The following is a 26,650-nucleotide window of genomic DNA, read 5'->3' on the forward strand; positions in this document are numbered from 1 at the left end:
CCGCCAGCGAATTTGGTGGAACGGCATGGAAAAAAACGGAATTGAAGCCGTCAAAGCACGCATCAGCATTGTTGATGTGGTAAGACGTTATGTCGACCTGAAACCGGTTTCGGGCCGTTGGATGGGGGCATGTCCCTTTCATCAGGAAACCAAACCCTCCATGTCCGTGAACGACGAGGAAGGGTTCTTCTACTGTTTCGGTTGTCAGGCTTCCGGTGATGTCATTGATTTCTACATGCGCATCAACGGCCTTGAATTCCGTGAAGCCCTGGAACAGCTTGCAGCGGAAGCCGGTATTGAACTCGGGTATTCCGCTCCTGACCCGCATGCTGCGGAGCGCAAGGCCCGCAAGAAGCTGATGCTCGACATCCATGACGAGGCCTGCGCGTGGTTCAAGCGCAACCTGCGCATGGAAACCGGTCGAATTGCCCGGGATTACCTGTCCCGGCGAGGCATTGCCGCCGAAGTCATCGACAAGTTCGGACTGGGCTACAGCCCGGACGATTGGCACGGTCTGGACAGGCATTTCCGGTCCAAGGGAATTTCTCAGGAAGATTCCGTGTTGGCCGGCATGTTGGTAAAAAATGAAAAAGGCAACATTTACGACAGGTTCCGATCGAGACTGATTTTCCCCATCCAAAATTTGTCAAGCAAGGTTATTGCTTTTGGCGGCAGAATAATTAGTGAAGGAGAACCAAAGTATCTCAACAGCTCGGATACGCCCATCTACAAGAAGGGCGATCATCTGTACGGACTCAATCTGGCGCGCCCCAGCATGACACGCACCCGGCGGGCCATTCTGACCGAGGGATACATGGACGTGATCTCGCTGCACCAGTTCGGATATACCGATGCCTGCGGCGTGCTGGGAACCGCATTGACCCCGGATCAGGTCAAGCGGCTAGCCGGGTTCTGTTCGCGGGTGGATCTGGTTTTCGACGGTGACAATGCAGGACGAAAGGCCGCACTCAAAAGCAGCCGGATGATACTGCTTCAGGGCGTTGCCTGCCGGGTCCTGCTCATGCCGGACGGCGAGGACGTGGACAGCCTGCTGCAGACGCACGGCCGGGACGGCTTCGAGCAATGCGCGGAAACCGCACCGGACGGCCTGGACTTCTGCCTGTCCACCTTGCGCGAAAAATTTTCGCCAAGGGAAATAATGGACTGGGCCAAGGGATTTCTCAAGGACCTTGGAGATTCGTCTCTCAGGGCCTATTATCTGCCTCGAATAGCCAACGGGCTCGGGTTGAACGAGGCGGAACTTCGGCAGAATGCCGGAGGCGCATGGTCGGCACAGACCACGCGGGCAAAAAAAAAGCCCGAAAACAATGAAGCCGCACAGACAAGACCTGTCGGCAAGGATGACAAGGACGACAAGTATTTCATCAGTTTTCCGATCCAGTATCCGGATTACATCCGGGATTTGGATAAAAAGGGTTTTGAACGCATTCTGGCCACGAACTGGGCCAAGGCCTTGTGGGAGAAGCTCAAGACACAGCAGCCAGGAGCAGACATTCTGTCTCGGCTGAACGACAATGAAAAGCGCTTCTACATCCGTTGTCGTGAGAGATTGCGGGAAAACATGCTTTCCGGAAAGCAACTGCTGGACGAATGGGAACATATCTGTAATAAAATCGCCTCTGGACAACAGCGGTTGAATAGATGGCAGCTCAAAGAGGCCCTGCTACAGGCACAGCAGGCGGGCGACAGTCAACGAATCATGCAATGTCTCCGGGCCTTGAATGAATCTCTCGGGAGGGATGATGAGCAACATTAAGGAAATCCAGCAAATCAAGACCCTTATTGCAGAGGGTAAGAAAAAGGGATTTCTCACGTTCGAGGAGTTGAGCAAGGCGCTTCCCTCGGATTTCACGACGGCTGAACAAATTGATGAAGTGATATCCATCTTCGACCAGATGGATATCGCCATCGTTGACAGCAACGGCCAGAAAAAAGGTTCCGGAAAGTCCGATGACGATGCCGAAGAACTGGATCTGACCGACGATTCCGAGGACGAGGCCGATTATGCCACACGCAGCACGGACCCGGTACGCATGTATTTGCGAGAAATGGGTGCCGTGCCCCTTCTGGATCGCGAGGGTGAAGTCGTCATCGCCAAGAAAATCGAGAATGGCGAACTCGACGTGCTTTACGCCCTGATCGAGGTTCCGGTTGCGGTTGAGGAACTCATTCAGGTGGGCGAGGACCTCAAGGACGGCAAGATCAAGCTCAAGGACGTGGTCAAGACCATCGAGGAAGACGATCCTTCCGAAGATGAGATGAACCAGCGTCAGCGGGTCATTTTCCTGCTCGACGAGGTCAAGAAGCTTTTCAACAAGAAATACAGCGTCTACGAAAAGCTCGACGAGTGCGCCCAGACCGAGAAACGTGTCTACGCCATTCAGAAACGCATCCTTGACTACAAGGAGGACGTGGTTTCCCGACTCAGGGATATCAAGCTGGAAAAGACGCTCATTGATCGCATCATCGAGACGGTCAACGACTATGTGCGCCAGATGCACAACTGCCAGCGCGACCTTTCCGCATACGTGCTTTCCGTGGGCAAGACCAAGAACGAAATCCGCGAGCTCTTCCAGCAGGTGGACGCCCGCGAAGTCTCGCCCGTGGCTGCTGCCGACGACCTCGGCATGATGGTGGAGGAATTCTTCTCCTTCAAGGAAATGCTCGCGGGCAAGCTGGAAATCATCCAGCGGCTTCAGGACAAGTGCTGCCACAGCGTAGGCGACCTCGAGGAAGTCCTCTGGCGCATCAAGCACGGCAACGACACCGCCATGCGCGCCAAGCAGGAACTGATTCGCGCAAACCTGCGTCTGGTCGTATCCATCGCCAAAAAGTACACCAACCGCGGCCTGCAGTTTCTGGACCTGATTCAGGAAGGCAACATCGGCCTGATGAAGGCCGTGGACAAGTTCGAATACCAGCGCGGCTACAAGTTCTCCACCTATGCAACATGGTGGATCAGGCAGGCCATCACCCGCGCCATCGCGGACCAGGCCCGCACCATCCGCATTCCGGTGCACATGATCGAAACGATCAACAAGCTCATCCGGACTTCGCGCTATCTTGTTCAGGAGTTGGGACGCGACCCGACGCCCGAAGAGATCGCGGAGCGCATGGACTACCCGCTGGAAAAGGTCAAGAAAGTGCTCAAGATCGCCAAGGAGCCCATCTCTCTGGAAACTCCGATCGGCGACGAGGAAGATTCGAGCCTGGGCGATTTCATCGAGGACAAGAAGGCCACTGCACCTGCCGAAGAGGTGGTTTCCACCAAGCTCGGCGAGCAGATTGCGTCCGTGCTGTCCGATCTGACCCCGCGCGAGGAGCAGGTACTTCGGAAGCGTTTCGGCATCGGCGAAAAGTCCGACCACACCCTTGAGGAAGTGGGCAAGCTTTTCAACGTCACCCGCGAACGCATCAGGCAGATCGAGGCCAAGGCCTTGAGAAAACTCCGCCATCCGGTGCGCAGCGCCCTGTTGCGGTCCTACTTCGAAAACTAGCAGAAAAGGCCGGGATCGATTCCCGGCCTTTTTTTTCGGCCACCACATCGTATCATGGGCATAAGCATTACTTCCTTTCTTGTCCCGGCTGCATCCATTGTTCTGGATCGTCTCGTCGGCGACCCGCAGAACTGGCCCCATCCGGTCAGGTTCATCGGCAAGGGGTTGGACCTTGCCGAACGAACAATCCGCCAACACAGGCTGTCCCCACAGGCAAGCGGGTGGTGCGTACTGATTCTTTTTTCCGGCATTGCCTGGGGTGCAGCCCACGCTCTGGCTGGAATTCCCTATCTCGGACCGATTCTGGCCGTGTATCTGGGGTTTGCCGGACTGGCCATGGGCTCACTGCTCAGGGAATGCCGCAACGTGGCAGAACTGATTGATGACAACAGGTTGCCGGAAGCCCGTCATGCCCTGTCCATGCTGGTTTCCCGGGATACGGAAAACATGGGTGAAAGCGAGTTGCGCCGCAGTCTGGCCGAAACCCTGAGCGAAAATCTGAATGATGGTTTCGTAGCTCCGGTCTTCTATCTCTGCCTGTTCGGCCCGGCCGGACTCTGGGCCTACAAGACCGTCAGCACCCTGGATTCCATGTGGGGGTACCTTACCCCGGAGTACGCGGAATTGGGGTATGCCGCAGCCAAAACCGATGATGTGCTGGCCTTTGTTCCGGCTCGCATCGCGGCAGGCTGCCTGCTTGTGGCCGGAAAAATGGCGGGGCTGGATTGGCGTACGGCCATGCAGCGTTTTCCCGCTGATGCACACAAGATGGAAAGCCCCAATGCGGGGTGGCCCATGGCGGCCTCGGCCTGGCTGACAGGCCGGCGGATGGGTGGCAACACCATTTATTTCGGAAAGGTCAAAAGCAAGCCGATCCTCGGGCCGGAGAACCGGAACTGGGATGCACAGGCCATCCGCACCTTGCTGAAGCTGGTGGATCGGGCCGGCATTATTGCAGCGGTCACCTGCCTTCTCTTGCTGCCTTGGCTATAGACTATCGGCCTTCATCCGCCATTTCCCGCAAAACATCCGGCGCAAGAATGCGAATCTTCCTGCCGTCCATGGCAATGGTTCCCTGTTCCGCAAAACGCTTGAAAATGCGAGACAGGGTCTCCTGTATTGTGCCGAGATAAAAGGCAATCTGTCCTTTGGGCAAATCCAGCTCAAACACGTCCGCCTTGTGCGTCGCCCTGAGCAGAAGCAGGTAGGAGGCAACCCGGGCCGGAGTCTCCTTGAGGCTCAGGTCATCGATTTTCCTGACCAGCAAGCGGAGTTTCTGCGAGAGCACGGCCATCATCTTCATGGCCAGATCCGGATCGCGTCGAATGATTTCCACAAAATTCCGACGCGGAAAAAACAGCAGTTCGCCAGCTTCCAGGGCCTGCGCATTGGCCGGAAAGGTACTGCCCTCGAAGACAGGCACTTCTCCAAACACCTCGCCCGATCCGAACACATGGATGATCTGCTCCTTGCCGGAAGGGGAGTTGCGGAAAACCTTCACACGGCCCGTTCCCACACCATAGAATCCATTGGCCTCGGTTCCGGCCTCGAACAGCAACTCGTTCTTCACGATTTTTCTTCCCGTGGCTATCTCCGCAAGAGCGGAAATCTGTTCCTCGGGCAATCCATCGAAAAACGGCATCGTTCGGATCAACGTTTTCACATCCATGTTTTTCCCTCTGAAAAGAATCTGTCCGATCAATTTGACCTAAGTCATGGTTAAGGTCAAAGAATGGGTGAATAGTGACCTTGGAGTCGAATGATATGCACATGCTCATGACCATACCCATGCTGGCCCTGATTCTGCTCGGGGCACACGTCCTGCGACAAGGAGACCCCGGTCTGGCCTCGGCCTTTCTTGTTCTGGCCGCACTCGTTCCCTTTCGTCAGGCATGGACCCGCTGGGTGATTCCGGCTGTACTGGCTTGGGGGGCTTTTGTCTGGGCGGACAGCGGAATTCATCTGATTCGCCTCCGTCTGGAGTTGAACCAGCCATGGATGCGACTCGGCCTGATCATGGCCGGGGTGCTTCTGTTCGATGTGCTTGCCCTTGCCGTGCTTCTTGGCAGACGGGCCGAATTCCATTTTCTTCGCAACCGAGAAGCAGCTCCTGCCCAGACAGGCATGTTTGTGCTGACTGTACTTGGACTGGGCATGGCTCGCGCCAAGGTATCGTTTCCGATCCTGCTGGCTGACCGTTTTTTCCCGGGCTGGGGCTGGCTGGAAATCCTGCTTCTCGCCCTGTATGCGACATGGATCGGCGGCAAGATGCTGACCCCGGCAAAGCACAGAAATTTGCGTCCCGTAATCTGGGGAGGTTTTTCCCTGATATTTTTCCTGCAATTCGCCGCAGGACTTGCCGGAGTCGAAGAACTGCTCATGACCGGGACACTGCATATGCCTGTGCCTGCTCTCATCACGGCAGGTCCGGTCTTCCGCGGAAGCGGACTGTTCATGATCATCCTGTTTTCCGTCACGGTCCTTCTGGTCGGACCGGCATGGTGCAGCCATCTTTGCTACATCGGTGCATGGGATGATGCCATGAGTCGGGCCACACGCAGAAAGCCCTTGGCTGAATCCGTGGCGCGTTGGACCATTCCCGGAAGGATCAGCACGCTGGTTCTGACGCTGGGCACGGCATGGCTGCTGAGAATAGCCGGAGTCTCCGGACTTGTCGCAGCAGGGCTTGCCGCTGGCTTCGGCCTGATCGGCGTGGGCATCATGGTTATGATCTCTCGCAAAGCCGGAGTCATGGCGCACTGTACCACATATTGTCCCATGGGCCTGATTGCGAACGTGGCGGGAAAACTTTCACCTTGGCGAATACGCGTTCATTCCGATTGCACAGGATGCGGTGCATGTTTTCCCAGTTGCCAATATAATGCCCTGAGTCTGGACCAAATGGCAACAGGCAGGCCGGGCCTGAGCTGCACCCTGTGCGGCGACTGCGTTTCCGCCTGTCCGCATGGTCATCTGGAATACCGATTCCCGGGGCTTTCTTCACGAACGGCACGAACCATTTTTCTCGTGATTGTCGTCAGCCTCCATGCCGTATTCCTCGGCGTGGCAAGAATATGAAACAAAAGCGAGGGTTATCCGCATGTTGAGCACCCGAAAAATCATCAGGATCGACGAAGAAAAGTGTGACGGTTGCGGTCTGTGTGTTCCTTCCTGCGAAGAGGGCGCATTGCAGATCGTGGACGGCAAGGCCAGACTGGTCAAGGAAATCTACTGCGACGGACTTGGAGCATGTCTTGGGGAATGTCCGCAGGGCGCACTGACCATCGAGGTGCGCGAAGTCGAGGATTTCAACCCCGATGCCGTAACGGATCATCTGCAATCACAGGGCAGGAAAGTGCCAAACCACATGCCCAGCCCGGAATCCCTGCGCATGGATTCGCCACCCCGGCCGGGCGGATGTCCCGGAGCAGCGGCCATGCAGCTCAGTCCATGCGCCAAGGCCAACCAGCCTAGCTCCAATGCATCCGAAAACAGCGCGTTGAGGCACTGGCCCGTTCAACTCCGACTGGTTCCGCCCGAGGCACCGTTTTTCAAAGAGGCAGACCTGTTGCTGGTCGCGGATTGCGTTCCGGTTGCGCTTCCGGGATTTCATCAGGACTTTCTTGCCGGACGCGCGGTTGCCATGGGGTGTCCCAAATTCGACAACCAGATGGAATACGTGGAAAAGCTCGCCCAGATCATCTCGGCCAACAACCTGAAATCCATCACGGTCATGGAAATGGAAGTTCCCTGCTGCTCCTCCATGAGCGTCATTCTGGGCAAGGCCATGCAACGAGCCGGGAAAACAGTTCGCACCGAACGAATCATAGTCGGACGCAACGGGACCGTTCTTGCAAAGGAAAATGTAAATGTATAGGAGGATATTCTCATGAAGAAAATGGATGTCTTTGCCGAAAACGGATTCAAGGATGCAACCTTTTCCAACTTTCTGGTTCACGAATCGGAATTCATGAAGGTCATCAATTTCAACTTCAGGGCAGGGCAGACGCTTCCGGTCCACTCCCATGACATTGAAGGGGAGCTGACCATCACGGTACTGCAAGGCGAAGGGGAATTCCTGGGCGCGGACAATGCGGCAATACCGGCAAAGCCCGGCAATGTCCTGATTTCCGCCATTGCTACCCCCCACGGGATCCGCGCCACTACCGACATGCGTGTGCTGGTTGCCATTGCCCCACCAATCTAGGAACCACACCATGCCCGAAAACAAGGAAAACGCCGGGCTCCCCAAGGGAGTCCGGCGGCAACGCAATGGCTGCTACTCCATTACTCCGCGCATGCCGCTGGGGGTTGTTTCTGCTGAAAAACTTGCGAGAATACAGCATGTTGTCGAAGTCTTTCAACTTGAGGAAATCCGTGTAACCGCTGGGCAACGACTCATGATTCCCAACATCCCGAAAGAAAGACTTCAAGCAGTGCTTGAAACATTGGGCCTGATGGGCGACACCTGCAAACAGTATGTACAGGCATGCCCCGGTGCAGTGACCTGCCGGATGGGAATGCGGGATTCCCAGACAATGGGCCTTGAGCTGGAAAGCTTTCTGAACCAGTTCGATCTGCCGGCAAAAGTCAAATCCGGAGTGGCTGGCTGTTCCATGTGCTGCGCGGAAAGCTATGTGCGTGACATCGGCCTTGTTGGCAGAAAGAACGGCTGGACCATTCTGTTCGGCGGCAATGCAGGCAAACGCGTACGCAAGGGCGATGAACTGGCCCGAAACGTGTCTGAGGACGAGGTTCTTGATATTCTGGCGAAGGTCCTTGATTTTTACAGGGAAAATGCCAAGGCTGGAGAACGAACCGCGCGATTCGTGGAACGGGTCGGCATCGAGTCGATTCGACGAGTCATGAGCAAGGCGGAAATTCAGGAACAGGACGGAGAAAATGGACATGTCTGACGAAACACCCAAGGGAGCCATTCTGCAAAGGGACAGGAAGACCTACGCCATTGTCCCCAGAACACCTGCCGGACTTGTGACCCCGGACATTCTTGAAGCCCTGGCCCGCGTGGGAAGGAAATTCTCCGTTCCCATCATGAAGATCACGTCGGGACAGCGCATCGCTCTGGTCGGGCTGGAACCGAATCAGATCGATCAGGTATGGGATGACCTGAAAATGGATGCAGGACCTGCCGTAGGGCTCTGCGTGCATTATGTGCAGGCCTGCCCGGGGACCGAGGTCTGCAAGCTCGGTGTACAGGACTCCCTCGGACTGGGATTGGAGCTGGAGGAAATGTTCGTGGGCAGGGAACTCCCGGCCAAGCTCAAGGTCGGGGTCTCGGGATGTCCCATGTGCTGTGCGGAAAGCTACGTGCGCGACGTGGGGCTGATAGGCAAACCCAAGGGATGGACGATGGTCGTGGGTGGCAACGCCTCGGGCCGTCCGCGCATTGCCGACGTGTTGGCGGAAAAACTGACTCGGGACGAAGTGATTCGACTCGTGGAACGCTTTCTCGACTTCTACCGGGAAAACGGAGGCAAACGACTGCGCACGGCAAGGCTGCTCGACAAGGTCGGCATTGACGCAATAAAACAGGCAATATTAGAATAGAAATTCAACATTTCGTTCAACTGGGGATGCGGTATATTGGTTTGACTGTTTGATTCCACGTCCGACTGTTGCGTTGGTCGCGAAAGAAGCGTAGTAGAGCGGTGATTTCGCGCTTTGGCGCAGCAATAGGAGTTTTCATTGCGAATCATTATTATCGGCGCTGGCGAAGTGGGATTTCACGTTGCCCAGCGTCTTGCCGTTGAGAACAAGGAAGTCGTGGTCATCGACCGGGATGCCGAAGCACTCCGCAAGGTGGCCGAAACCTCCGATGTCCAGACCATTCAGGGGTCGGGCAGCAGTCCCAGGATTCTCACCGAGGCCGGCATCGAAACCGCCGACATCCTGCTTGCCGTGACCGACAGCGACGAGGTCAATCTCATCGCCTGCTTCTTTGCCAACATGCTTTCGAACGGCAAGCTCACCAAGCTGGCGCGCATCCGCAGCAGGCAATACACCAGCTACAAGCATCTTCTCACCGGGGAAGGGGCACAGATTACCAAGATCATCAATCCCGACGAGGAAGTGGTGAACTCGGTACTCCGACTCATGAGCGTGCCCGGAGCCGTGGAAATCAACGAATTCGCCCAAGGAAAGATTCGACTCATCGGCATGAGCCTGCCTGACAACAGTCCGGTCATGGGAGTCAAGCTGCACCAGCTTCGAGAACAGGTCGGTCAGGAACTTCGGTTCGTGATTGCGGCCCTTGTCCGCGACAACCGACTGATAGTTCCGTCCGGCGGAGACGCCATCATGCCGGGCGATGTGGTGTATTTCGCCTGTGACATTCAGGATCAGGAGGAAATCCTGCACAGATTCGGCGTGGAAGCCGAGCCGGTCCGGGAAGTCCTCATTGTCGGGGGCGGCAACATCGGCTACAGGCTGGCCAAGGCGCTGGACAACAAGTTCTATCATACCCGACTTCTGGAAGCCCGCCAGTCCCGTTGCGAATTCCTCTCGGAACGTCTGGACAGGCCCATCGTGCTCATGGGCGATGCCACGGATCAGGACATTCTCCGGCAGGAAAGCATTGAGGACATGGACATGGTCATCGCCGTGACCGGGGATGAGGAAACCAACATCCTCACCTGCCTGCTTGCCAAAAGTCTGGGGGCCAAGAGCACCATTACCAGAATCAACAATTTCGGCTACATGCCGCTGATCGAACCCATCGGCATCGACCATCTGGTCTGCCCGAGGCTTTCGGCCATCAACTCCATTCTGCACCACATCCGGCGAGGCAAGATCATTTCGTCCATCAGCATTCAGGGCGAGGAGGCCGAAGCGCTGGAAGCCATTGCCGAGGCCAACTCTCCGATAGTGGGCAAACCCATCATGGATCTCGGTTTTCCCAAGGGATGTCTGGTGTTGTGCTTCCAACGCGAAGACGAGGTCATCATTCCCAGAGGCGACACCGTGATCGAGCCCGAGGACCGACTCATCATCCTGTCCATGCGGCGAAACATTCCCAAGGTGGAAAAAGCCCTGACCGTCAAGGTGGAGTTCATGTAGATGCGTTGGAAATATGTCCTGCACATCATTGGTGCCCTTGTTGCCTGTGTCGGGCTGACCATGCTCTGGCCCCTGCTTTGGGCCGTCTATTATGACGACGGTTCGGCTGGCGCGCTCGCGCTGGCCCTGAGTGTTTCCGTTGTGAGTGGAGCTGCGCTGTTTTTTCTGTTTCGAAATCCGGACTATTCGCGACGGCCGATGAGCCACCGCGAAGGCATGGCCATCGTGGCTCTGGGGTGGTTTGCCGCTGGATTGGCAGGTGGGTTGCCATTCTTTTTCGACGGTACCTTCGACCTGTTCGTGGACTGCGTGTTCGAATCCCTGTCCGGCTTCAGCACCACGGGCGCATCCGTGCTGTCGGACATCGAAGCCGTTCCACGCGGCATTCTGTTCTGGCGCAGCCTGACCCATTGGCTGGGTGGCATGGGCATCATCGTGCTCTCCCTTGCCATTCTTCCATTTCTGGGCGTCGGCGGCATGCAGTTGTACAAGGCCGAAGTGCCCGGCCCCGTGCCGGACAAACTCAAGCCCAAGATCAAGGACACGGCCATGACCCTGTGGAAGGTCTATGTCCTGTTTTCCATTCTGGAAACCATGCTGCTCATGATCGGCGGCATGGATTTGTTCGATTCGCTGTGCCACACCTTCGGCACCATGGCCACGGGCGGTTTTTCCACGAAGAACACGTCGGTCGCCTATTTCGACAGCGCATACATCGATTACGTCATCACGATTTTCATGTTCATTGCAGGCGTGAATTTTTCCCTGCATTATCTGCTGCTCAAGGGACGCCCGAAATCCCTGATTCGCGACCCGGAATTTCGCGTCTTTGCCGCAATGATGCTCGGGTTCACGGTTATCATCACGATTGCGGTACTCATGAACAGCAACTACGAAAACGTGCCGGATGCGATCAGATACACCTCGTTTCAGGTGGCTTCGATCCTGACCACGACCGGTTTTGCCACGGCGGACTATGAACTCTGGCCCGGGCTGGCCCAGGCCATTCTGCTGTTCTGCATGTTCGTGGGCGGCTGTGCAGGCTCAACAGGTGGCGGCATGAAGGTCATGCGCATGATGCTGATTCTCAAGCAGTCCTATCAGGAGCTGTTTCGCCTGATCCATCCCAGAGCCATCAGCCGCATCAAGATGGGCCGCACCGTGGTGCAGGACGACGTCATGAGTGGCGTGTGGGGCTTCTTCATTCTCTGGCTCGGATTGCTGACGCTGGCCGCATTCGTGGTGGCCGCTTCAGGCGTGGATGTGGTGACATCATTTGCCTCGTCCCTTGCCTGCATCGGCAACATTGGCCCGGGCATTGGCGGGGTAGGGCCCACGGACAATTACGCATGGCTTCCGGAAACCGCAAAATGGGCCCTGACATTCTGCATGGTTCTGGGGCGGCTGGAAATCTACACCGTAATCATCCTGTTCGTTCCGGAATTCTGGCGGAAGTAGCCAAAACCGATTTCCGCAAAGCAAAGGCCGTGCTGTCGAACAGCACGGCCTTTTTCATGCAAGCGGACACAAGGGAACTCCTATTCCTCTGGCATGGAAAGATCACCTTTCCTGGCGCAACCATGCAGAACACGGCCATCGAATTTCACCTCCGCAGACCAACCGAAGATTTCATCCACCATGGTGTCACGGCAGCGTTCCGGACGAATACGCAGCCGAAGCGAATGCCCGCCGTTCGAAGCAGCCATTTCCACAACCTCGTTCCGTATCCGATGCGAAAAACGAGTGAACGCGAATGTTCCGTCCATGCTGTAGGACGTCACGGAATCCGGAATGACGACAACCATCATGCCCGGTTCGTTGCATTGCACCTTCCACGCGAACTCCGCATATTTTTCCCGGCAGGCCCAGGCATCCTCAAGGCGCGAGGCGTGAACCACTTCCAGCACGACAAGTGAAGCATCATGATCCGCGCCAAATCCGTCTTTCGGCTTTCGGCCCACAAATCCGTGTACCTCGACAAAAATCGGTTCATAGGGCTTGCGAGTCAATTCCTCATATAGGTCGGCCAGGTCGCCATTGGTTCGATCAACCACCCAATATTCCTTTTTTTCCCCGCATGGCGAGAACGAATGCGTCTCATGCCCAAGCCTCAACAGGCCTCGAAAAGTTTCAAGATTGTCTAGAGAATTATTAGATACGTTGTCCGGCAATGGTTTCCAGCCATTCTCCGAGGTTGCGCGATGCTTGGCGGACGCGGAAAGCGTTACGCAGCCTGACAGGGCCGCCAGCAGGATCAGCCAGATTCCAAAACGGGTTTTCAGCATTGATATCATGAAAAAAGTCCTGTGATTGATGTGCAAAAGGCAAGATTTGAAGCCGAAGTAGACAGGATAGAACAGGATAAAAAAAAGAAAAAGCCCTGCCGCACAAGACGTGGCAGGGCCATTTTCAACGGGGTGACCTTTTTGAAAGCAGCGCAGCAAATTGCCGCTTTTCAAGGGAGGCTAATCGGCCCGATAATGACAGCCATTGGTCTTCTTGTTGCGAAGCGAGGCCAGCGTGATGGTATACGCAGCCTGACACCCGTGAAAAAGATCGATCAGCGGCTTGGTAAGGGGAGTCTGCTTGTAGAAATCCTGAAGGTTCTTGGACAGCTTGCGCAAATCCGTAAAGGCTCGATGCAGCCGGGCGCTGGTGCGGGTAATGCCCACATAGTTCCACATGGTGTTGCGGATGGCGGCCCAGTCCTGAGCAATGAGAGCGGGGTCCTCGTTATGCACGTTGCCCGGGGATTCCCAATCCGGAATGTTGTCCATGAGCTTGCGGCTGAGCTGGGAGCTTCGGGTAAGCCGCTGGGCAATGTCGTTGGCGGCACTGTGGCCCCAGAGCATGCCTTCAAGCAGGGAAGTACTGGCAAGCCGGTTCGCGCCATGCACGCCGGTGCAACTGCATTCTCCTGCCGCATAGAGTCGATCCAGAGTCGTGCGGCCCCGGGTGTCCACCAGCACGCCGCCGCAGAAGTAGTGCGCGGCCGGAACCACCGGAATCGGGTCCTTGCAGATATCGACGCCGATTTCCCGGCAGCGTTGCGAAATCGTGGGAAAACGTTTGAGAATGTCACATTTGACGTTGTTCGCCACGTCCAGATACACGCAATCGTCGCCGGAATGCAGCATCTCGTCCATGATAGCCCGGGTCACGATATCCCGGGGAGCGAGATCCGCACGCTGATCATAACGCGGCATGAACTGTTCCCCTTGGGAATTCACCAGCCGGGCGCCTTCGCCGCGTACGGCCTCGGACACCAGAAAACGCCGTTCGCCGCGCTTGGAACCACCGAACATGACCGTGGGATGAAACTGGACGTATTCGCAGTTCAGCAATTCGGCTCCGGCGCGCATGGCCATGGTCAGGCCGGCACCGATGGAGCCCTTGGTGTTCGTGGTGTGCAGATACACCTGACCGACGCCGCCGGTCGCAAGGACCGTGAACCGGCTCAGGATGGTCTCCACCTGTCCGAGGTCCTCGTTGTACACATAGGCACCGACGCACTGATTCGAGAGACTGTACTTGAAGTCGTGATGTCTTCCGTGATGACGGGTGGTCAGCAGGTCGATGGCCGTACGTTTGGTGAGAACCCGAATGTTCGGGCATTTTTCCACGGCCGCGGAAAGGGTTTCGATGATGTTCTTGCCGGTATGATCATCACAGTACAGAATGCGGGCAAGGGAATGACCGCCTTCCTTTGTCAGGAACCAGTCCCCGGGCTCACGGTGATTGAAGGGGACGTGGTAGCGATCTATGAACAATTCCTTGAGAACTTCCGGTCCCTTGCGGCAAAGATACCGTACTGCCTTGGTATAGTTGTGTTTCCAGCCCGCGGTCAGGATATCCTTTTCCAGAATGCTCGGGTCATCGTCCTCGGCCTGATAGACAATGCCGCCCTGAGCCAATTGCGTATTGCCCGAGGTCAGGGCCTCCCCGGCGGTAAGCAGCACCACGTCGACACCCTGATTGGCAAGCGTGAGCGCGGCAGTGGCTCCGGCAATGCCGGACCCGATGACCAGTACGTCGGATTGGAGGCGAAAATCATTCATGGCTGCTGACATAGCGTACCTGTCTTTGTGTTAGGAGCAGACCTCAAGCATTCGTTCAAGGGCGGCTCTGGCCGGTTCGCGAACATCGTCCGGGACGTCCACAGGTTCGGCCTGATCAAGGGATTGAAGCTGGGCGGCGAGTTTTTCAAGGGTGATTTTGCCCATGTCTTCGCACTGGCTCGCCTTGAGGGGAATGATGGTCTTGCGTCCTGCATGCTCTGCGGCAAGGCGGCGGACCAGGTTCTCTTCGGTACCCATGTATATGATGGCTCCCTCGGGAGCTTTTTCCGCAAATCTGATGAGATAGGACGTGGAACCGTTGCCGTCCGAGGCACTCACCACATCGGGCGGGCATTCGGGGTGCACAACGATTTTCGCGTCGGGGTCGGTTTGGCGAATCCGGGCAACGTCCGCAACCGTGAATTCCTCGTGAATGGGGCAGAAGCCCGGCCAGACAATCAGTCTCTTGCCTCGGGCCAGAGAGGCATCCACATACAGGGCAGGGTCTCCATGGATCACGTTGTCATTGAGGATGACCCGTTCGTCCTCGGCAACACCCAGCGCGTTGGCCGTATTCACGGCAAGATGCCTGTCCGGCAGAAAAAGCACGCCGTCGCCTTGCGCCAAAGCCCATTTCATCATGGTCTGCGCATTGGCGGACGTACAGACTGAACCGTTGAAACGGCCCACCACGGCCTTCACCGCAGCAGAGGAATTCACGTAGGTCAGGGGGATGATCCGCTGCTCGGCGCTGTTCAGGATCGACAGCACGGTTTCCGCATTTGCGGCATTGGCCATGTCCGCCATGGGACAGGACGCAGAGGTGTCGGGAATGAGAATCTTCTGCCCGGACCGCCGCAGAATGGCAGCGGATTCAGCCATGAAGTATACGCCGCAGAACACGATGTACTCGGCATCCAGACCATTGATCTTGCGGGCCAGTTCCAGGGAATCGCCACGAATGTCGGTATGTGCGATTACCGCGTCCGACTGGTAGTGGTGGCCCAGAATGGCCAGGGAAGAACCGCGCTGATTGCGAATTTCAGCGATGATGTCATCGTGATTGGGCATGGCTACCTCTGGTTAGTCGTCGAAAAGGGAAAACTGCATGCTGAAGTCCGAGGCCGGGGCGGAGTGGGTCAGCCTGCCAACGGAAATGAAATTCGGTCCGAGTTCCGCGATGGAACGGATGTTTTCCAGTGTCACGTTGCCACTGACTTCGGTCTCAATGGATTCCGGCACGATTTTCAGGGCCTCCCGAATGCCGTCTGCGTCCATGTTGTCGAGCATGATGCGATCCACCTCGCACTCCACGGCCTCACGCACTTCCTTGAGATTGCGGCATTCCACCTCGATGGGGGGGCAGGTGGAGAGTTCGGTACGCAGCCGTTCCACAGCCGGAACAATGCCCCCGGCGCGGTCGATGTGGTTGTCCTTGAGCATCAGCATCTCGCTCAGATTCAGCCTGTGATTCGTGCCGCCCCCGACAAGCACGGCGTATTTTTCCGGATACCTGAGCCCGGGCAGGGTCTTGCGTGTATCCAGAACCTGGGCTCCGGTTCCCTTGATCGCATCAACATATTTTGCGGTCTGCGTGGCAATGCCGGAAAGATGGGAGAGAAAATTGAGAATGACGCGTTCGGCCTTGAGCACGATCGGGGCAGGGCCCTGAAGGGCCGCAACCAGTGTTCCCTCGCTCACGCGGTCGCCCTCGTCCACGTTCAGCAGGACCTGACACTCGTTGCTGCCGAATTCCAATACAAGAGGAACAAGGTCGATGCCCGCAACCACGGTGTCCTGCTTGGCCACAATTCTGGCCTGCGCCGTGTCGGTTTCCTTGAACAATGCCTGGGAAGTCAGATCGCTGCCATCCTCGGCCAGGGCAATGCGGATGGTTGTAAGCAGAAACATCCGGGCTTCTGCCTGAAAAAAATTCTCGAATATATCGGAAGCCATGACAAACCTCGCTTTTTTGATAACTTGCTCGCTCGTAAGCCACGGGCGGATTTTCGTCAAGGCGCGGCCGACTTCATGAAATATTTCACAAATACGTAGCGTTGCCGGGATGTTATTTCTTTGACCTCGACCGTGAATTGAGCTAGGGAGAGGAGCCATGACTGAGAAGCCCGAGAATACCGAAACGGTCGCAAGAACTGACGAAGATCAGAACCTCGCGGACCTCGAGAACCAGCACCCCGCAGATGCGGCGGAGCATATCGAGGGACTCGACGTTGTTGACCAGATCAAGTTCGTCAAGCAGCTCCCCATCAGGGATGCGGCCGAATCCATTGCGGAGATGGACGCCTACGACCAGGTGGTCCTGATCAGGAACCTCAACGAGGGTCTTGCCGCACGCATCGTGGAGCAGATGGCTCCCGACGATGCCACGGACATTCTCGAGGAACTCGATGAAGGCCTTCGCAAATCCATCCTGAGCAAGGTCGCAGCCGAAGACAGGGCGGAAATCAAGACCCTGCTCACCTTCGACCCGGACACCGCCGGTGGCGTCATGAACACCGAGGTGGTCATACTGGATCAGGACCTCAGCGCAGATCAGGCCATCACCCAACTCCGGGATGCGGTCGAGGACAAGGAAATTCCATACTATGCCTACCTGGTGGATCGTCGCGAACGCCTGGTAGGCGTTGTCTCTCTCCGCGATCTCATTCTCGCCCGAAGAGGGGTCACCCTCAAAGGTCTGGTCAAGACCCAGAATCTCATTTCCGTCAATTACAACATAGACAAGGAAGAGGTGGCGCGCCAAATCGCCCACTACAATCTTCTGGCTCTGCCCGTGGTGGATTTCGGCAACCGCCTGCTCGGCGTGGTGACTGTTGACGACGTCATCGACATCATTCACGAGGAAGCCAGTGAGGACATGCAGGCAATGGTCGGTGCCGGCGCGGACGAAACCACGGATTCTCCATGGTTGTATTCCGTGCGCATGCGGCTTCCCTGGCTGATCATCAATGTGCTTTTTTCAGCCATCTCGGCCTGGGTAGTGCATCTTTTCGAAGGCAACATTGCGGAAATGGCCGTGCTCGCCGTGCTCATGCCCATCGTGGCCAATCAGGCGGGCAACACGGGCCAGCAGGCTCTGGCAGTCATGATCCGTCAGCTTGCCATGGAAAAATTCGACCGCAGAAAAGCCTGGCTAGCCGTGGTGCGGGAACTCCGCATCGGCATGCTCAACGGCCTGATCGTCTCGTCTCTGGTGTTGTGCGCCGTTCTGCTCATAACGGGCAAATGGCTGCTCGCTGCAGTCATGGGCGCGGCGTTGGGCATAGACATGATAGTCGGTGCCTTTGCCGGAGCATCCATACCCCTGATTCTCAAAGAGCTGGGACGCGATCCGGCTCAGGCTTCGAGCATTTTTCTGACCACCATCACCGATTCCATGGGCTTTCTGTTCCTGCTTGGTCTGGCAGGGGTCGTACTCATGGGCGGCTGATTCTGCTGACGAATACTTCTCACATTATCGGCCCTGAGCCGAAATCTATTTCGATGTCTTCCTGAACTGCTTGACCCAGGCGAGAAGCTTGGGTTCGATTCCCTGATCCTTGGGCTTGTAGAAATGCCTGCCCAGCAACTCTCCGGGCAGGTAGTCCTGATCGGCCCAGGACTTGGGAAAATTGTGCGGGTAGAGGTATCCCCGACCATATCCCCACTCCCGCTGAAGCGCGGTCGTGGCGTTGCGCAAATGCAGGGGAACCGGTTTCTGGCCGTTTTCACGTACTTCCTTCTGCGCGCTGCGATAGGCGGCATAGGTGGAATTGCTCTTCGGGGCCAGAGCAAGATACACGGCGGTCTGGGCCATGGGAATGAAGCCTTCGGGCATGCCGATGGTCTCGATCGCCTGATGACAGGCCACCGCCATCTGCAATGCGCCGGGATCACCCAATCCGATATCCTCGGACGCCGAAATGATGAGCCTGCGGGTCACGAATCGCGGATCTTCACCGCCTTCGAGCAGACAGGCGAGATAATACAAGGCGGCATCCGGATCACTGCCGCGAATGGATTTGATGAGTGCCGAGGCAAGTTCATAATGTGAATCCCCGCCGCGATCACCGCGTACCACGATTTCGGGCAAAGCCTCGCGCAAGGATTCGGCATCACGCTGATCGCGTGGCAATTCCGCCGTGTATTCCAAAAGATTCAAAAGTGTTCTGCCGTCTCCACCAGACATGGCAGCCAGCAGTTTCACGCTTTCCTCGTCCAGCTCCAGAGACAGTTCTTCCAGACCGCGAGCCGCAACCTGCTCCAGTTCCTCCCGGCTCAACGAGCGCAAGCGGAGGACATGCAGCCGCGAAAGCAACTGCCGGGTCACGGAAAACGAAGGATTTTCCGTGGTGGTAGCCAACATGGTGATTTCCCCGGTCTCCAGAATCGGCAGGAAGAAATCCTGCTGCGCCTTGGAAAACCGGTGCAATTCGTCCAGAATGAGAATGTCATGCCCGGGCAACCGCTTGCGAAGCTGGGTCAATCCGGCTTCGGGCGCACTGATGCGCAGAAAGGTCTTTCCAGTCAGTTTGGCCAGAAGCAGGGCAAGGGTGGACTTGCCGCACCCCGGAGGGCCGAACAGCAGCAGGCTCGGCATGCGCTTGGATTTGGCAAACGCTTCCACGCGGTTGCGGATATGACTTTGTCCGATGAATTCCTCAAGGGATTTCGGCCGGATGCGATCCGCAAGCGGCTGTCCTTCACTTATTTCAAGTCTCATTTTTCAACCTGCCGTGCAAAAAATCCCAGCCCCAGGCAATACAGGGCTGCTGTTTCCCATCGCAAAATACTGTCGCCCAGGGTTACGGGTGCAAAACCACCGTCCATCAGGGCTTCGGCCTCGTCATCATCGAAACCGCCCTCCGGTCCGATGACAACCAGAGACGATCCATCCTCAAGATGTGCTGGCGAAAGGGGAAATTCCCGTTCCGCTCCTTCCCAGGCAACAAATTTCCGGTCGAAGCGCTCTCCGAATTCCAGCAATCCCGGCACGCCCCCGGCAACCGTATGCAACTCGGGCAGACACGGGTTGCCGCATTGCTGCTGGCAGCCTGAACACATTTTTCGGTCCAGACATCCTTGGGGCAATCAGGCATTCCGCCCTGACTGCGCGCCGATTGCCAGAAGGCGACGCCTCCGGCCCTCAGTTCCACGGCCTTTTCAAACAGAAACCCCCGTCGCGACGATTTGTTCCAGCCACAGGCCACGGTCACGGACGCGGCTGGCGGCTGGTGAAAATCCAGCTTCACGGCTTCAAGCACGGCCTTGTTTCTGGACGTTTCCGCCACGCGAAACAGGCCTTCGCGGCCACAGCCATCGAAAAGGCGAACAACATCATCGGTTCTGGTCCGCAGAACCTTGAGCATGTGCCGGGCCTCGGGGCCGTCCAGCAGAGTGGATTCACCAACAGAGGAAGGCCAGGCCGGGGAGGGAAGAAAAAACGAATTCAGGCGGGCCATGTGGAGTCCTGATCCGCCCGGGGCGCATGATGCGACCCGGGCGACATCGGTTTATATTTCGTTGGCAATCAGATCGTCGTAGGTTTCGCGTTTGCGAGCCACGATGACCTTGTCGCCGTCAACAAGCAGTTCGCAGGCGCGGCGGCGGGAATTGTAGTTGGAAGCCATGGAAAACCCATATGCCCCGGCGGAATACACCACGAGCAGCTCGCCGCCCATGACCTCGGGCAGCTCCCTGTCGCGTGCCAGAAAATCACTGGACTCGCAGATCGGTCCGACCACATCCACCATTTTTGCCGGGCGGCCATGCTGCACGACCTCGGCAATGGTGTGATGCGAGCCATACAGGCTGGGGCGCACCAGATCGTTCATGGCGCTGTCCACAATGAGGAAATTCTTGCTCGGCGTGGACTTGGCATACAGCACCTCGGTTGCGAGAATGCCTGCATTGCCGGCAATGACACGTCCCGGTTCCAGAATGACCTTGAGCGGCAAACCGATCAGTTTTTCGCCGAGAGCCTTTCCGAACTCGGTGGGGTGGGGCGGTTCCTCGGCATCATAGGGAATGCCCAGACCGCCGCCCAGATCAAGATACTGGATGTCCAGTCCCAGATCACGCAACGTCCCGTAGAAATCGAGCAGTTTTTCCAGCGCTTCGAGAAAGGGATCGATGCTGGTGAGCTGGGAGCCGATATGGCAGTCCATGCCCACGGCCTCGACACCCTTCATGTCACGGGTCATCTTGTAGGCGCGCAGGGAGTTCTCGAAATCCAGACCGAACTTGTTCTTCTTCATGCCCGTGGAAATGTACGGATGGGTCTTGGGGTCCACGTCCGGATTGATGCGGAATCCGACCCGTGCCACCTTGCCCATGCTTTCGGCCACTTCATTTATCTTGACGAGCTCGGCAATGGACTCGACGTTGAAGGCATAAATTCCTGTCTCGAGGGCCTGACGGATTTCGGCTTCGGATTTGCCCACGCCGGAATACACGATCTTTTCCGGGGTGACTCCGGCCTTGATGGCCCGGTGCAATTCGCCGCCGGAAACAATGTCCATGCCTGCGCCCATCTCGGCCAAAAGCTTGAGGACGGACAGGTTGGAGTTGGCCTTGACCGAATAGCAGGTCATGTGATCCAGGCCCTTGAACGCAGAGTCGAATGCCTGAAAATGACGGCGCAGCGTGGCTGCGGAATAGACGTAAAGCGGCGTGCCATATTCGCGCGCCAACTCGGGAATACTCACGTTTTCGGCATACAGCGTGCCGTCGCGGTACTCGAAATGATGCATCTGGGTCTTTCTCCTTTCCAAAAAAGACGATTAATCGATCTGAGACAGAGTCTCAAAAACCTCGGTGTACTCAAGGTCCATGCCGGACAGTTCGTTTTCCCCGGCAATGCGGAAGCGGTACTGCTTGTCGGGATTCAAGCCGCACACACTCACCGAAAGCACGTTTCCATTCAGGTCGAACCCCTTCTGGCCGCGGGCAAAATACTCGGCGGTTCGGGGCATGAACGGACAGCCTTCGCATCCGTCCCCCTCGTCAAGGCCAACGGATTCATACTGAACGTTCACGGCCCAAAGCCGATTCACGGCGCCGCTCACCCGAATGGAAAGCAGCAGGCAGTCGCCTTCGAACATTCCCTGTTCCACATGAAGGGAAAACCTGTCCTCCTTGGGCACGGCGGAAGGCCATTCCTTCTTGCCGATGGCGCAGCCTGAAATCAGAAGCAGGGCCATGGCAAGCAGGGCAGCAGGCAGAATCACGGAAAAACGCATCATTGCTCCATGTCGTCAAGCGTCTGCTTGAGCTGATTGAGCATGACCAACGCCTGAATCGGAGTCATGCCGTTCACGTCCACTTCCCGCAGTTGCGTGACCACGGGATGCTCGGTCATTTCTTCCGGAATTTCCACCCTCGGTACGCCGAAGCCGGGCAGCAGGGATTGGGAGGCCCGATCCACAATCTTGCCCGAACGCTCATCCTGCGATTTTTCTTCGAGCTTCGCAAGAATTTCCCGCGCCCGTTCAACCACGGGCCGAGGCACTCCGGCCAGCTTGGCCACCTCGATGCCGTAACTCCTGTCCGCAGGCCCGGGCACCAGCTTGCGCAGAAAAACAATGTCGCCTTTCCACTCCTTGACCGCAATGTTCAGGTTGCGCAACCCGTCGATGGAGCCTTCGAGACTGGTCAGTTCATGGTAATGGGTGGCGAACAGGGTTCGAATGCCACCCCGGGCGCGCGTGGAAAGTTCCTCGACCACGGCCCATGCCAGCGACAGGCCGTCATAGGTGCTGGTCCCGCGTCCGATTTCATCCAGAATGACCAGACTGCGCTTGGTGGCCTGACGAAGAATGCGGGCGGTCTCGGTCATTTCCACCATGAATGTGGATTGCCCCTGCGCCAGATTGTCCGACGCACCGACCCGCGAAAAAATGCGGTCGGCCAGCCCGATGCGTGCGTGCCTTGCCGGGACATACGAACCGATCTGCGCCAGAATCACGAAAAGGGCAACCTGCCGCAACACCGTGGATTTACCAGCCATGTTCGGACCGGTGATGAGCAGAATCCGCCGATTTTCATCGATCTGAATGTCGTTGGGGATGTAGTTGGCTCCGCCCATGGCGTCTTCCACAACAGGGTGGCGGCCTGCCTCGATTTCGATTTCCATGCCGTCGTGCAAATCCGGCCGGGTCCAGCCATTGACTCGCGCCACTTCCGCAAGCCCCTGCCAGTAGTCAAGGGATGCCACAGTGTCGGCCATGAACAGAAAACGGCTTCTGGCTGCGGCAAGCTTGTCGCGCAAATCAAGGAAAAGACGGTATTCCAGAGCTTTGCGTTCGTCCGAGGCCGAAAGCATCCGCTCTTCCATTTCCTTGAGCTCCGGAGTCACGTAGCGTTCGCTGTTCACCAGAGTCTGCTTGCGGATGAAATGTTCCGGTACCTGCCCCTTGAAGGCCTTGGACACGTCGAAGTAATAGCCGAAAACCTTGTTGAACCCGAGCTTGAGCTTGGGAATGGCGCTGTTTTCCTGCTCCTTGCGGTGCAGAGCGCGAATCTTGTCTTCACCGTGTTCATGCAGTTCGATGAGTTCATCCAGTGCAGCGTCATACCCCTTGCGAAACAGGCCACCGTCCGTGATGGCCGGAGGTGGACTGTCCACCAAGGCCCCCTCCAGCACCTCGCACAGGTCCTCAAGGGAGTCCCAATTCCGGACAAGTTCTTCCATTGCCGGAGGCATTTCCCCTTCGGAACGCACAAGCGCGTCGCGGATCGTGGGCAGCATGCGCAGACTCATGCGCAAGGCAATGAAATCCTTGGGTGCGGCTCGGCCGAGAAAAATGCGCGTGGACAACCGCTCCAGATCATAGACCGAATCAAGCGCGGAACGAAGCTCGGTCCGAAGCATGTCGTTTTCATGCAGAAAGGTGAGGCAGGACAGGTTCTTTTCCAGCGGTCCCAATTCCCGCCAAGGCTGATGCAGACGGGCTTCGAGCAGGCGGCCACCCATGGGCGTCATGGTCCTGTCCAGCACCTTCCAGAGCGTGCCCACTCCGGCCTTGCCGTCCAGGCGGCGGAACAGTTCCAGATTGCGTTCCGTGACCTCGTCCAGAAGCAGGTACTTGGTCATGTTTACGGGACGGAATTCGCCCAGATGTCCGAAATTGCCTTTTTGCGTCTGCTCCAGATAGGCGAGCAGGGCGCCGCAGGCGCGAACCAGTTCCGGCTTGTCTCCGAGATCCAGAGCTTCAAGCCCGGCGGTCTTCTGCACATCCCTGAGACGACGGGCCGCTGCCGCAGCATCAAAATAGGAGCCGGACGGCGTGGTGGTCACCTGAGGCGACAGTTCGCCGAACTGCGGCGGCACCTTGGTTCCCTGAGGCAACAGCAGTTCCCGCGGATTGATCTTGACTGCCCATTGCCACAGCTCGGCCTGTTTTCTGGAATGCAGCCCGGACCATTGACCGGTTGAAAAATCCAGCCACGCCAAACCGCCGCGTCCCTTGGATTCACTCCAGAACAATGCGCCGAGATAATTGTGATTCTTGGCATTGAGATTGGCATCTTCCACAACGGTTCCCGGAGTCAGCACCCGGGTTACGGCGCGTTTGACCAACCCCTTGGCCAGCTTGGGGTCCTCGATCTGATCGCAGATCGCAATCTTGTATCCCTTGTCCAGAAGCTGGCTCATGTACGGCTCCACGGAATGGTGGGGCACTCCGCACATGGGAATCGGGTTGTCGTCCTTGGGATTCCGGCTGGTGAGCGCTATCTGTACGGCACGGGCCACGACTTCGGCATCTTCGAAAAAGAGCTCATAGAAATCGCCCATGCGGAAAAACAGCAAAGCATCCGGATGCTCATGCTTGAACTGCAAATACTGTTCAAGCATGGGGGTCAGTTTTTTCTCGGCCACGAGTCGCCCACCCTTTATTTACGTCTTTTATTGGGAAAAATCGGTCCTGAAGGCTATGGAATGCCACGTATGACAGCGCGGACACACGAAAAATACCTGATCGCGCTTGAGCCCGCATTTTCTGCAATAGAACCTGCGAACCTCGTGTGCACGAGCCAGAAAGAAATTCAACTGTTCCTTGAAGAAGGGAGTCAGGCTCTGCTCGTTTCTGGAAAGCTCGAAAAGTTCCAGCCGAGCCAGCCAGAAGTCCGGATGCAGCAGCAGCGCCTTTTCAAGCCATGTTCTGGCCTGGGAAATTTCATCGAAGCGAAGCAGTATCTTGGCGGCATAAAACAGGAGCAGCACATCCTGATCACGCTCTTCAATGGCCGGAAGCACGGCCTTGAGAACATCCCTGGGAGAACACTCCCGACCTGTTGCCTCGTCGGCATCGGCCTGCCTGCGAGTTTCGGTCCGGTCCACCATGCGATACAATTCATCCATGAGCACGAAGCACAATTCCGGCTCCACATTGCCCAGAGCTTCGGCAAAGACCGAAGCCAGCTTGGAACGATTGCCGGAAAAATATGCCTGTTCGATCTTCTGCAACCATGCTTCAGGCGATCCGGGATAGGCTCGGAACGCATGCCGGAGAGCTCGAGCCCCCTGGGAATCCGCACCGTCACGAAACCGTTCCTGAGCAAGACGGACATAGTAATGCGCCTGAGGCAGGGGAAGACCGAGCTGTCCGTAAGCCTCGGCAGCGCGTTCGAAATCGCTGCGCTGCGCGGCAAGACGGGCATTTTCCAGAAGAATGGCAGTGGGTTCGTATCCAAGGGAACGCGCTTCGGCAAAAGCGCTGGAAGCCCGATCCAGAAAACCTCCGCGCCGAAAATCGCGCCCAAGTTCAAACCAGGCACGGGCCTTGAATCTTGCATCAAGGCCCGGCCTGAGGATCAGACTGTTTCTGATCTGAATGGCCCGTTCTATCTCCCCTTGAGACCTGTACAGGCTGCCAAGGGCAAGGTAGATTTCCACCGCTTCGGGGTCGTTCTTGACAACGCGGCTCAGCTCCTCGATGGCGGCGCGGGTGTCCTGCACCGGAGGCGCATCGGCTCCTCCGGCCTCCCGGGCCATGTCGAGTTTCGGTGCAATGCCTGTCTTCTTGCGGCGGAAAAAATTCCAGGCCATACGGATTCCTAGTTCTGTTCGTCCTTTTTCTCTTCCTCGGACGTGGCCGGAAGAGAAGGATCGTCATTGATGGGCATGGTGCGCAGGGAATTCAACTCCTGCTCCAGGCTGGCCATGCGGGTGCGGCATTCCTTGAGCTTGGCGGAACCGCGAAACTTGTCGGCCAGAAAATACAGCATGGTCAGAATGGAACCTGCCGCGAACGCGATCAGCACGATCAGGTAGTAGGGCAGGGGAACCGACTTGAAGCTGGCGATGTAGGGAATATCCAGCACAAGCTGATTTGCCTGGGACAAAAATGCGTCGTTCTGGTTGAAGAACAGGATGGACAGAACGAACAGAAGCACCAGAAAAAGGACTTTTACAAAACGCATGCACACTCTCCTTAGGCTATTTCATCAAAAAGAGGCCTGAGCCTTCCGTACGTGGAGGCAAGGTGTTCGGGAATGACCGTGGTCTCTCCGAAAACCGCCATAAACGAAGCGTCGCCGCTCCAACGGGGCACAATCTGAAAATGCAGATGCGCAGCAATTCCCGCGCCGGCCGCATCGCCTATGTTGAGTCCCGCATTGATCCCCTGGGGGTTGAAGGCCTGCTTGAGGATTTTGACGCAGCGACGAACCCAGAGCATGCAGTCATTGGCCTCTTCCTCCGTCAGGTCCGTAATACAACTTACATGCCTGTACGGAGTGACCATCAAATGCCCATTATTATAGGGAAATTTGTTCATGATGACAAAGCAGTGCCTGCCGCGGGCGAGCACGAGCCGTTCTTCATCCTCATCCGTGTGTTCCGGAATGCAGAACACGCATTCATCCGGTTTGGGTCCAAGAATATAATCGAGACGCCACGGCGCCCACAAAACGTCCATACCGTATCACTCCAACTCAGATTTCACCAGTTCCAAGGCAATGCGAAAAAACAAAAAAAGCAACGCAACCGGAACC

General features: G+C 56.8%; 23 protein-coding genes and 2 pseudogenes. 11 read left to right on the forward strand and 14 right to left on the reverse strand.

Features of this window, described 5'->3' with window-relative positions:
• Positions 1-25: 25 nt before the first annotated feature.
• From dnaG to cbiB, 3 genes are read left to right on the forward strand one after another with little or no spacing between them, the layout of a single operon-like run.
• A complete protein-coding gene (dnaG, locus tag MPN23_RS04025; protein WP_243546272.1) occupies positions 26-1,777 on the forward strand; it encodes a DNA primase in 1,752 nt (583 codons plus the stop codon).
• A complete protein-coding gene (gene rpoD, locus MPN23_RS04030; protein WP_243546273.1) occupies positions 1,764-3,518 on the forward strand; it encodes an RNA polymerase sigma factor RpoD in 1,755 nt (584 codons plus the stop codon). Before dnaG ends, rpoD begins: the two co-directional genes overlap by 14 nt.
• Before the next feature lie 54 nt (positions 3,519-3,572).
• Entirely contained in the window at positions 3,573-4,511 is a 939-nt protein-coding gene (cbiB, locus tag MPN23_RS04035) for an adenosylcobinamide-phosphate synthase CbiB (protein ID WP_243546274.1), read from the forward strand.
• 1 nt (position 4,512) lies between these two features.
• Here cbiB and MPN23_RS04040 read toward each other — a convergent pair whose 3' ends face one another.
• Positions 4,513-5,160: a Crp/Fnr family transcriptional regulator gene (locus tag MPN23_RS04040; protein WP_243546275.1), complete on the reverse strand. Its 648-nt coding sequence runs from the start codon at positions 5,158-5,160 to the stop codon at positions 4,513-4,515.
• Positions 5,161-5,972: 812 nt separating this feature from the next.
• Here MPN23_RS04040 and MPN23_RS17185 point away from each other — a divergent pair.
• The 7 genes and pseudogenes from MPN23_RS17185 to MPN23_RS04075 form a co-directional block, all read left to right on the forward strand.
• Positions 5,973-6,428, forward strand: a pseudogene (locus tag MPN23_RS17185) (4Fe-4S binding protein); the annotation flags it as partial.
• Positions 6,429-6,618: 190 nt separating this feature from the next.
• Positions 6,619-7,395: an ATP-binding protein gene (locus tag MPN23_RS04050; protein WP_243546277.1), complete on the forward strand. Its 777-nt coding sequence runs from the start codon at positions 6,619-6,621 to the stop codon at positions 7,393-7,395.
• Positions 7,396-7,407: 12 nt separating this feature from the next.
• Positions 7,408-7,725 carry a cupin domain-containing protein gene (locus MPN23_RS04055; protein ID WP_243546278.1) on the forward strand — a complete coding sequence of 106 codons (318 nt, stop codon included), beginning with the start codon at positions 7,408-7,410 and terminating at the stop codon, positions 7,723-7,725.
• Positions 7,703-8,434 carry a nitrite/sulfite reductase domain-containing protein gene (locus tag MPN23_RS04060; protein ID WP_243546279.1) on the forward strand — a complete coding sequence of 244 codons (732 nt, stop codon included), beginning with the start codon at positions 7,703-7,705 and terminating at the stop codon, positions 8,432-8,434. The genes MPN23_RS04055 and MPN23_RS04060 overlap by 23 nt, the downstream gene beginning before the upstream one ends.
• Positions 8,427-9,086: a nitrite/sulfite reductase domain-containing protein gene (locus MPN23_RS04065; RefSeq protein WP_243546280.1), complete on the forward strand. Its 660-nt coding sequence runs from the start codon at positions 8,427-8,429 to the stop codon at positions 9,084-9,086. Before MPN23_RS04060 ends, MPN23_RS04065 begins: the two co-directional genes overlap by 8 nt.
• 138 nt (positions 9,087-9,224) lie before the next feature.
• Positions 9,225-10,595 (forward strand): Trk system potassium transporter TrkA, encoded by a 1,371-nt coding sequence (trkA, locus tag MPN23_RS04070; protein ID WP_243546281.1) that lies wholly within the window; start codon positions 9,225-9,227, stop codon positions 10,593-10,595.
• Complete coding sequence (locus MPN23_RS04075; protein WP_243546282.1) at positions 10,596-12,053, forward strand: TrkH family potassium uptake protein; 1,458 nt, start codon at positions 10,596-10,598, stop codon at positions 12,051-12,053.
• Positions 12,054-12,133: 80 nt separating this feature from the next.
• Here MPN23_RS04075 and MPN23_RS04080 read toward each other — a convergent pair whose 3' ends face one another.
• Genes MPN23_RS04080 through nadC form a run of 4 tightly spaced genes read right to left on the reverse strand, consistent with a single transcriptional unit; the run spans position 12,134 to position 16,609 of the window.
• Complete coding sequence (locus MPN23_RS04080; RefSeq protein ID WP_243546283.1) at positions 12,134-13,054, reverse strand: hypothetical protein; 921 nt, start codon at positions 13,052-13,054, stop codon at positions 12,134-12,136.
• Positions 13,055-13,060: 6 nt separating this feature from the next.
• On the reverse strand, positions 13,061-14,653 hold the full coding sequence (gene nadB / locus MPN23_RS04085) for an L-aspartate oxidase (protein ID WP_243546284.1): 1,593 nt from the start codon (positions 14,651-14,653) through the stop codon (positions 13,061-13,063).
• A gap of 30 nt (positions 14,654-14,683) precedes the next feature.
• Positions 14,684-15,724 carry a quinolinate synthase NadA gene (gene nadA, locus MPN23_RS04090; protein ID WP_243546285.1) on the reverse strand — a complete coding sequence of 347 codons (1,041 nt, stop codon included), beginning with the start codon at positions 15,722-15,724 and terminating at the stop codon, positions 14,684-14,686.
• Between the two features lie 12 nt (positions 15,725-15,736).
• Positions 15,737-16,609 carry a carboxylating nicotinate-nucleotide diphosphorylase gene (nadC, locus tag MPN23_RS04095; RefSeq protein ID WP_243546286.1) on the reverse strand — a complete coding sequence of 291 codons (873 nt, stop codon included), beginning with the start codon at positions 16,607-16,609 and terminating at the stop codon, positions 15,737-15,739.
• 157 nt (positions 16,610-16,766) lie between these two features.
• Between nadC and mgtE the strand changes: the two genes are divergently transcribed.
• Entirely contained in the window at positions 16,767-18,104 is a 1,338-nt protein-coding gene (gene mgtE, locus MPN23_RS04100; RefSeq protein ID WP_243546287.1) for a magnesium transporter, read from the forward strand.
• 45 nt (positions 18,105-18,149) lie between these two features.
• On the opposite strand, the gene MPN23_RS04105 is transcribed toward mgtE, so the two are convergent.
• The 9 genes and pseudogenes from MPN23_RS04105 to MPN23_RS04140 form a co-directional block, all read right to left on the reverse strand.
• Positions 18,150-19,376, reverse strand: coding sequence for a replication-associated recombination protein A (locus MPN23_RS04105; RefSeq protein ID WP_243546288.1), 1,227 nt, complete (start codon positions 19,374-19,376; stop codon positions 18,150-18,152).
• The gene (locus MPN23_RS17015; RefSeq protein WP_279388693.1) at positions 19,373-19,717 is read right to left on the reverse strand and encodes an RsmE family RNA methyltransferase; all 345 of its coding nucleotides are present in this window, start codon (positions 19,715-19,717) and stop codon (positions 19,373-19,375) included. The genes MPN23_RS04105 and MPN23_RS17015 overlap by 4 nt, the downstream gene beginning before the upstream one ends.
• Before the next feature lie 251 nt (positions 19,718-19,968).
• A pseudogene (locus MPN23_RS17080) lies at positions 19,969-20,115 on the reverse strand (RNA methyltransferase PUA domain-containing protein); the annotation flags it as partial.
• A 51-nt stretch (positions 20,116-20,166) separates the two neighbouring features.
• Positions 20,167-21,405, reverse strand: coding sequence for a diaminopimelate decarboxylase (gene lysA, locus MPN23_RS04115; protein WP_243546289.1), 1,239 nt, complete (start codon positions 21,403-21,405; stop codon positions 20,167-20,169).
• A 30-nt stretch (positions 21,406-21,435) separates the two neighbouring features.
• Entirely contained in the window at positions 21,436-21,897 is a 462-nt protein-coding gene (locus MPN23_RS04120) for a hypothetical protein (RefSeq protein ID WP_243546290.1), read from the reverse strand.
• A complete protein-coding gene (gene mutS, locus MPN23_RS04125) occupies positions 21,894-24,509 on the reverse strand; it encodes a DNA mismatch repair protein MutS (RefSeq protein ID WP_243547348.1) in 2,616 nt (871 codons plus the stop codon). Before mutS ends, MPN23_RS04120 begins: the two co-directional genes overlap by 4 nt.
• A gap of 51 nt (positions 24,510-24,560) precedes the next feature.
• Positions 24,561-25,703, reverse strand: coding sequence for a tetratricopeptide repeat protein (locus MPN23_RS04130; protein WP_243546291.1), 1,143 nt, complete (start codon positions 25,701-25,703; stop codon positions 24,561-24,563).
• Between the two features lie 8 nt (positions 25,704-25,711).
• Entirely contained in the window at positions 25,712-26,077 is a 366-nt protein-coding gene (locus MPN23_RS04135) for a LapA family protein (RefSeq protein WP_243546292.1), read from the reverse strand.
• Positions 26,078-26,088: 11 nt separating this feature from the next.
• Complete coding sequence (locus MPN23_RS04140; RefSeq protein ID WP_243546293.1) at positions 26,089-26,574, reverse strand: HIT family protein; 486 nt, start codon at positions 26,572-26,574, stop codon at positions 26,089-26,091.
• Between the last annotated feature and the right edge of the window lie 76 nt (positions 26,575-26,650).

Origin of the sequence: Pseudodesulfovibrio tunisiensis, from assembly GCF_022809775.1 — a bacterium.
Lineage (GTDB): Bacteria > Desulfobacterota > Desulfovibrionia > Desulfovibrionales > Desulfovibrionaceae > Pseudodesulfovibrio > Pseudodesulfovibrio tunisiensis.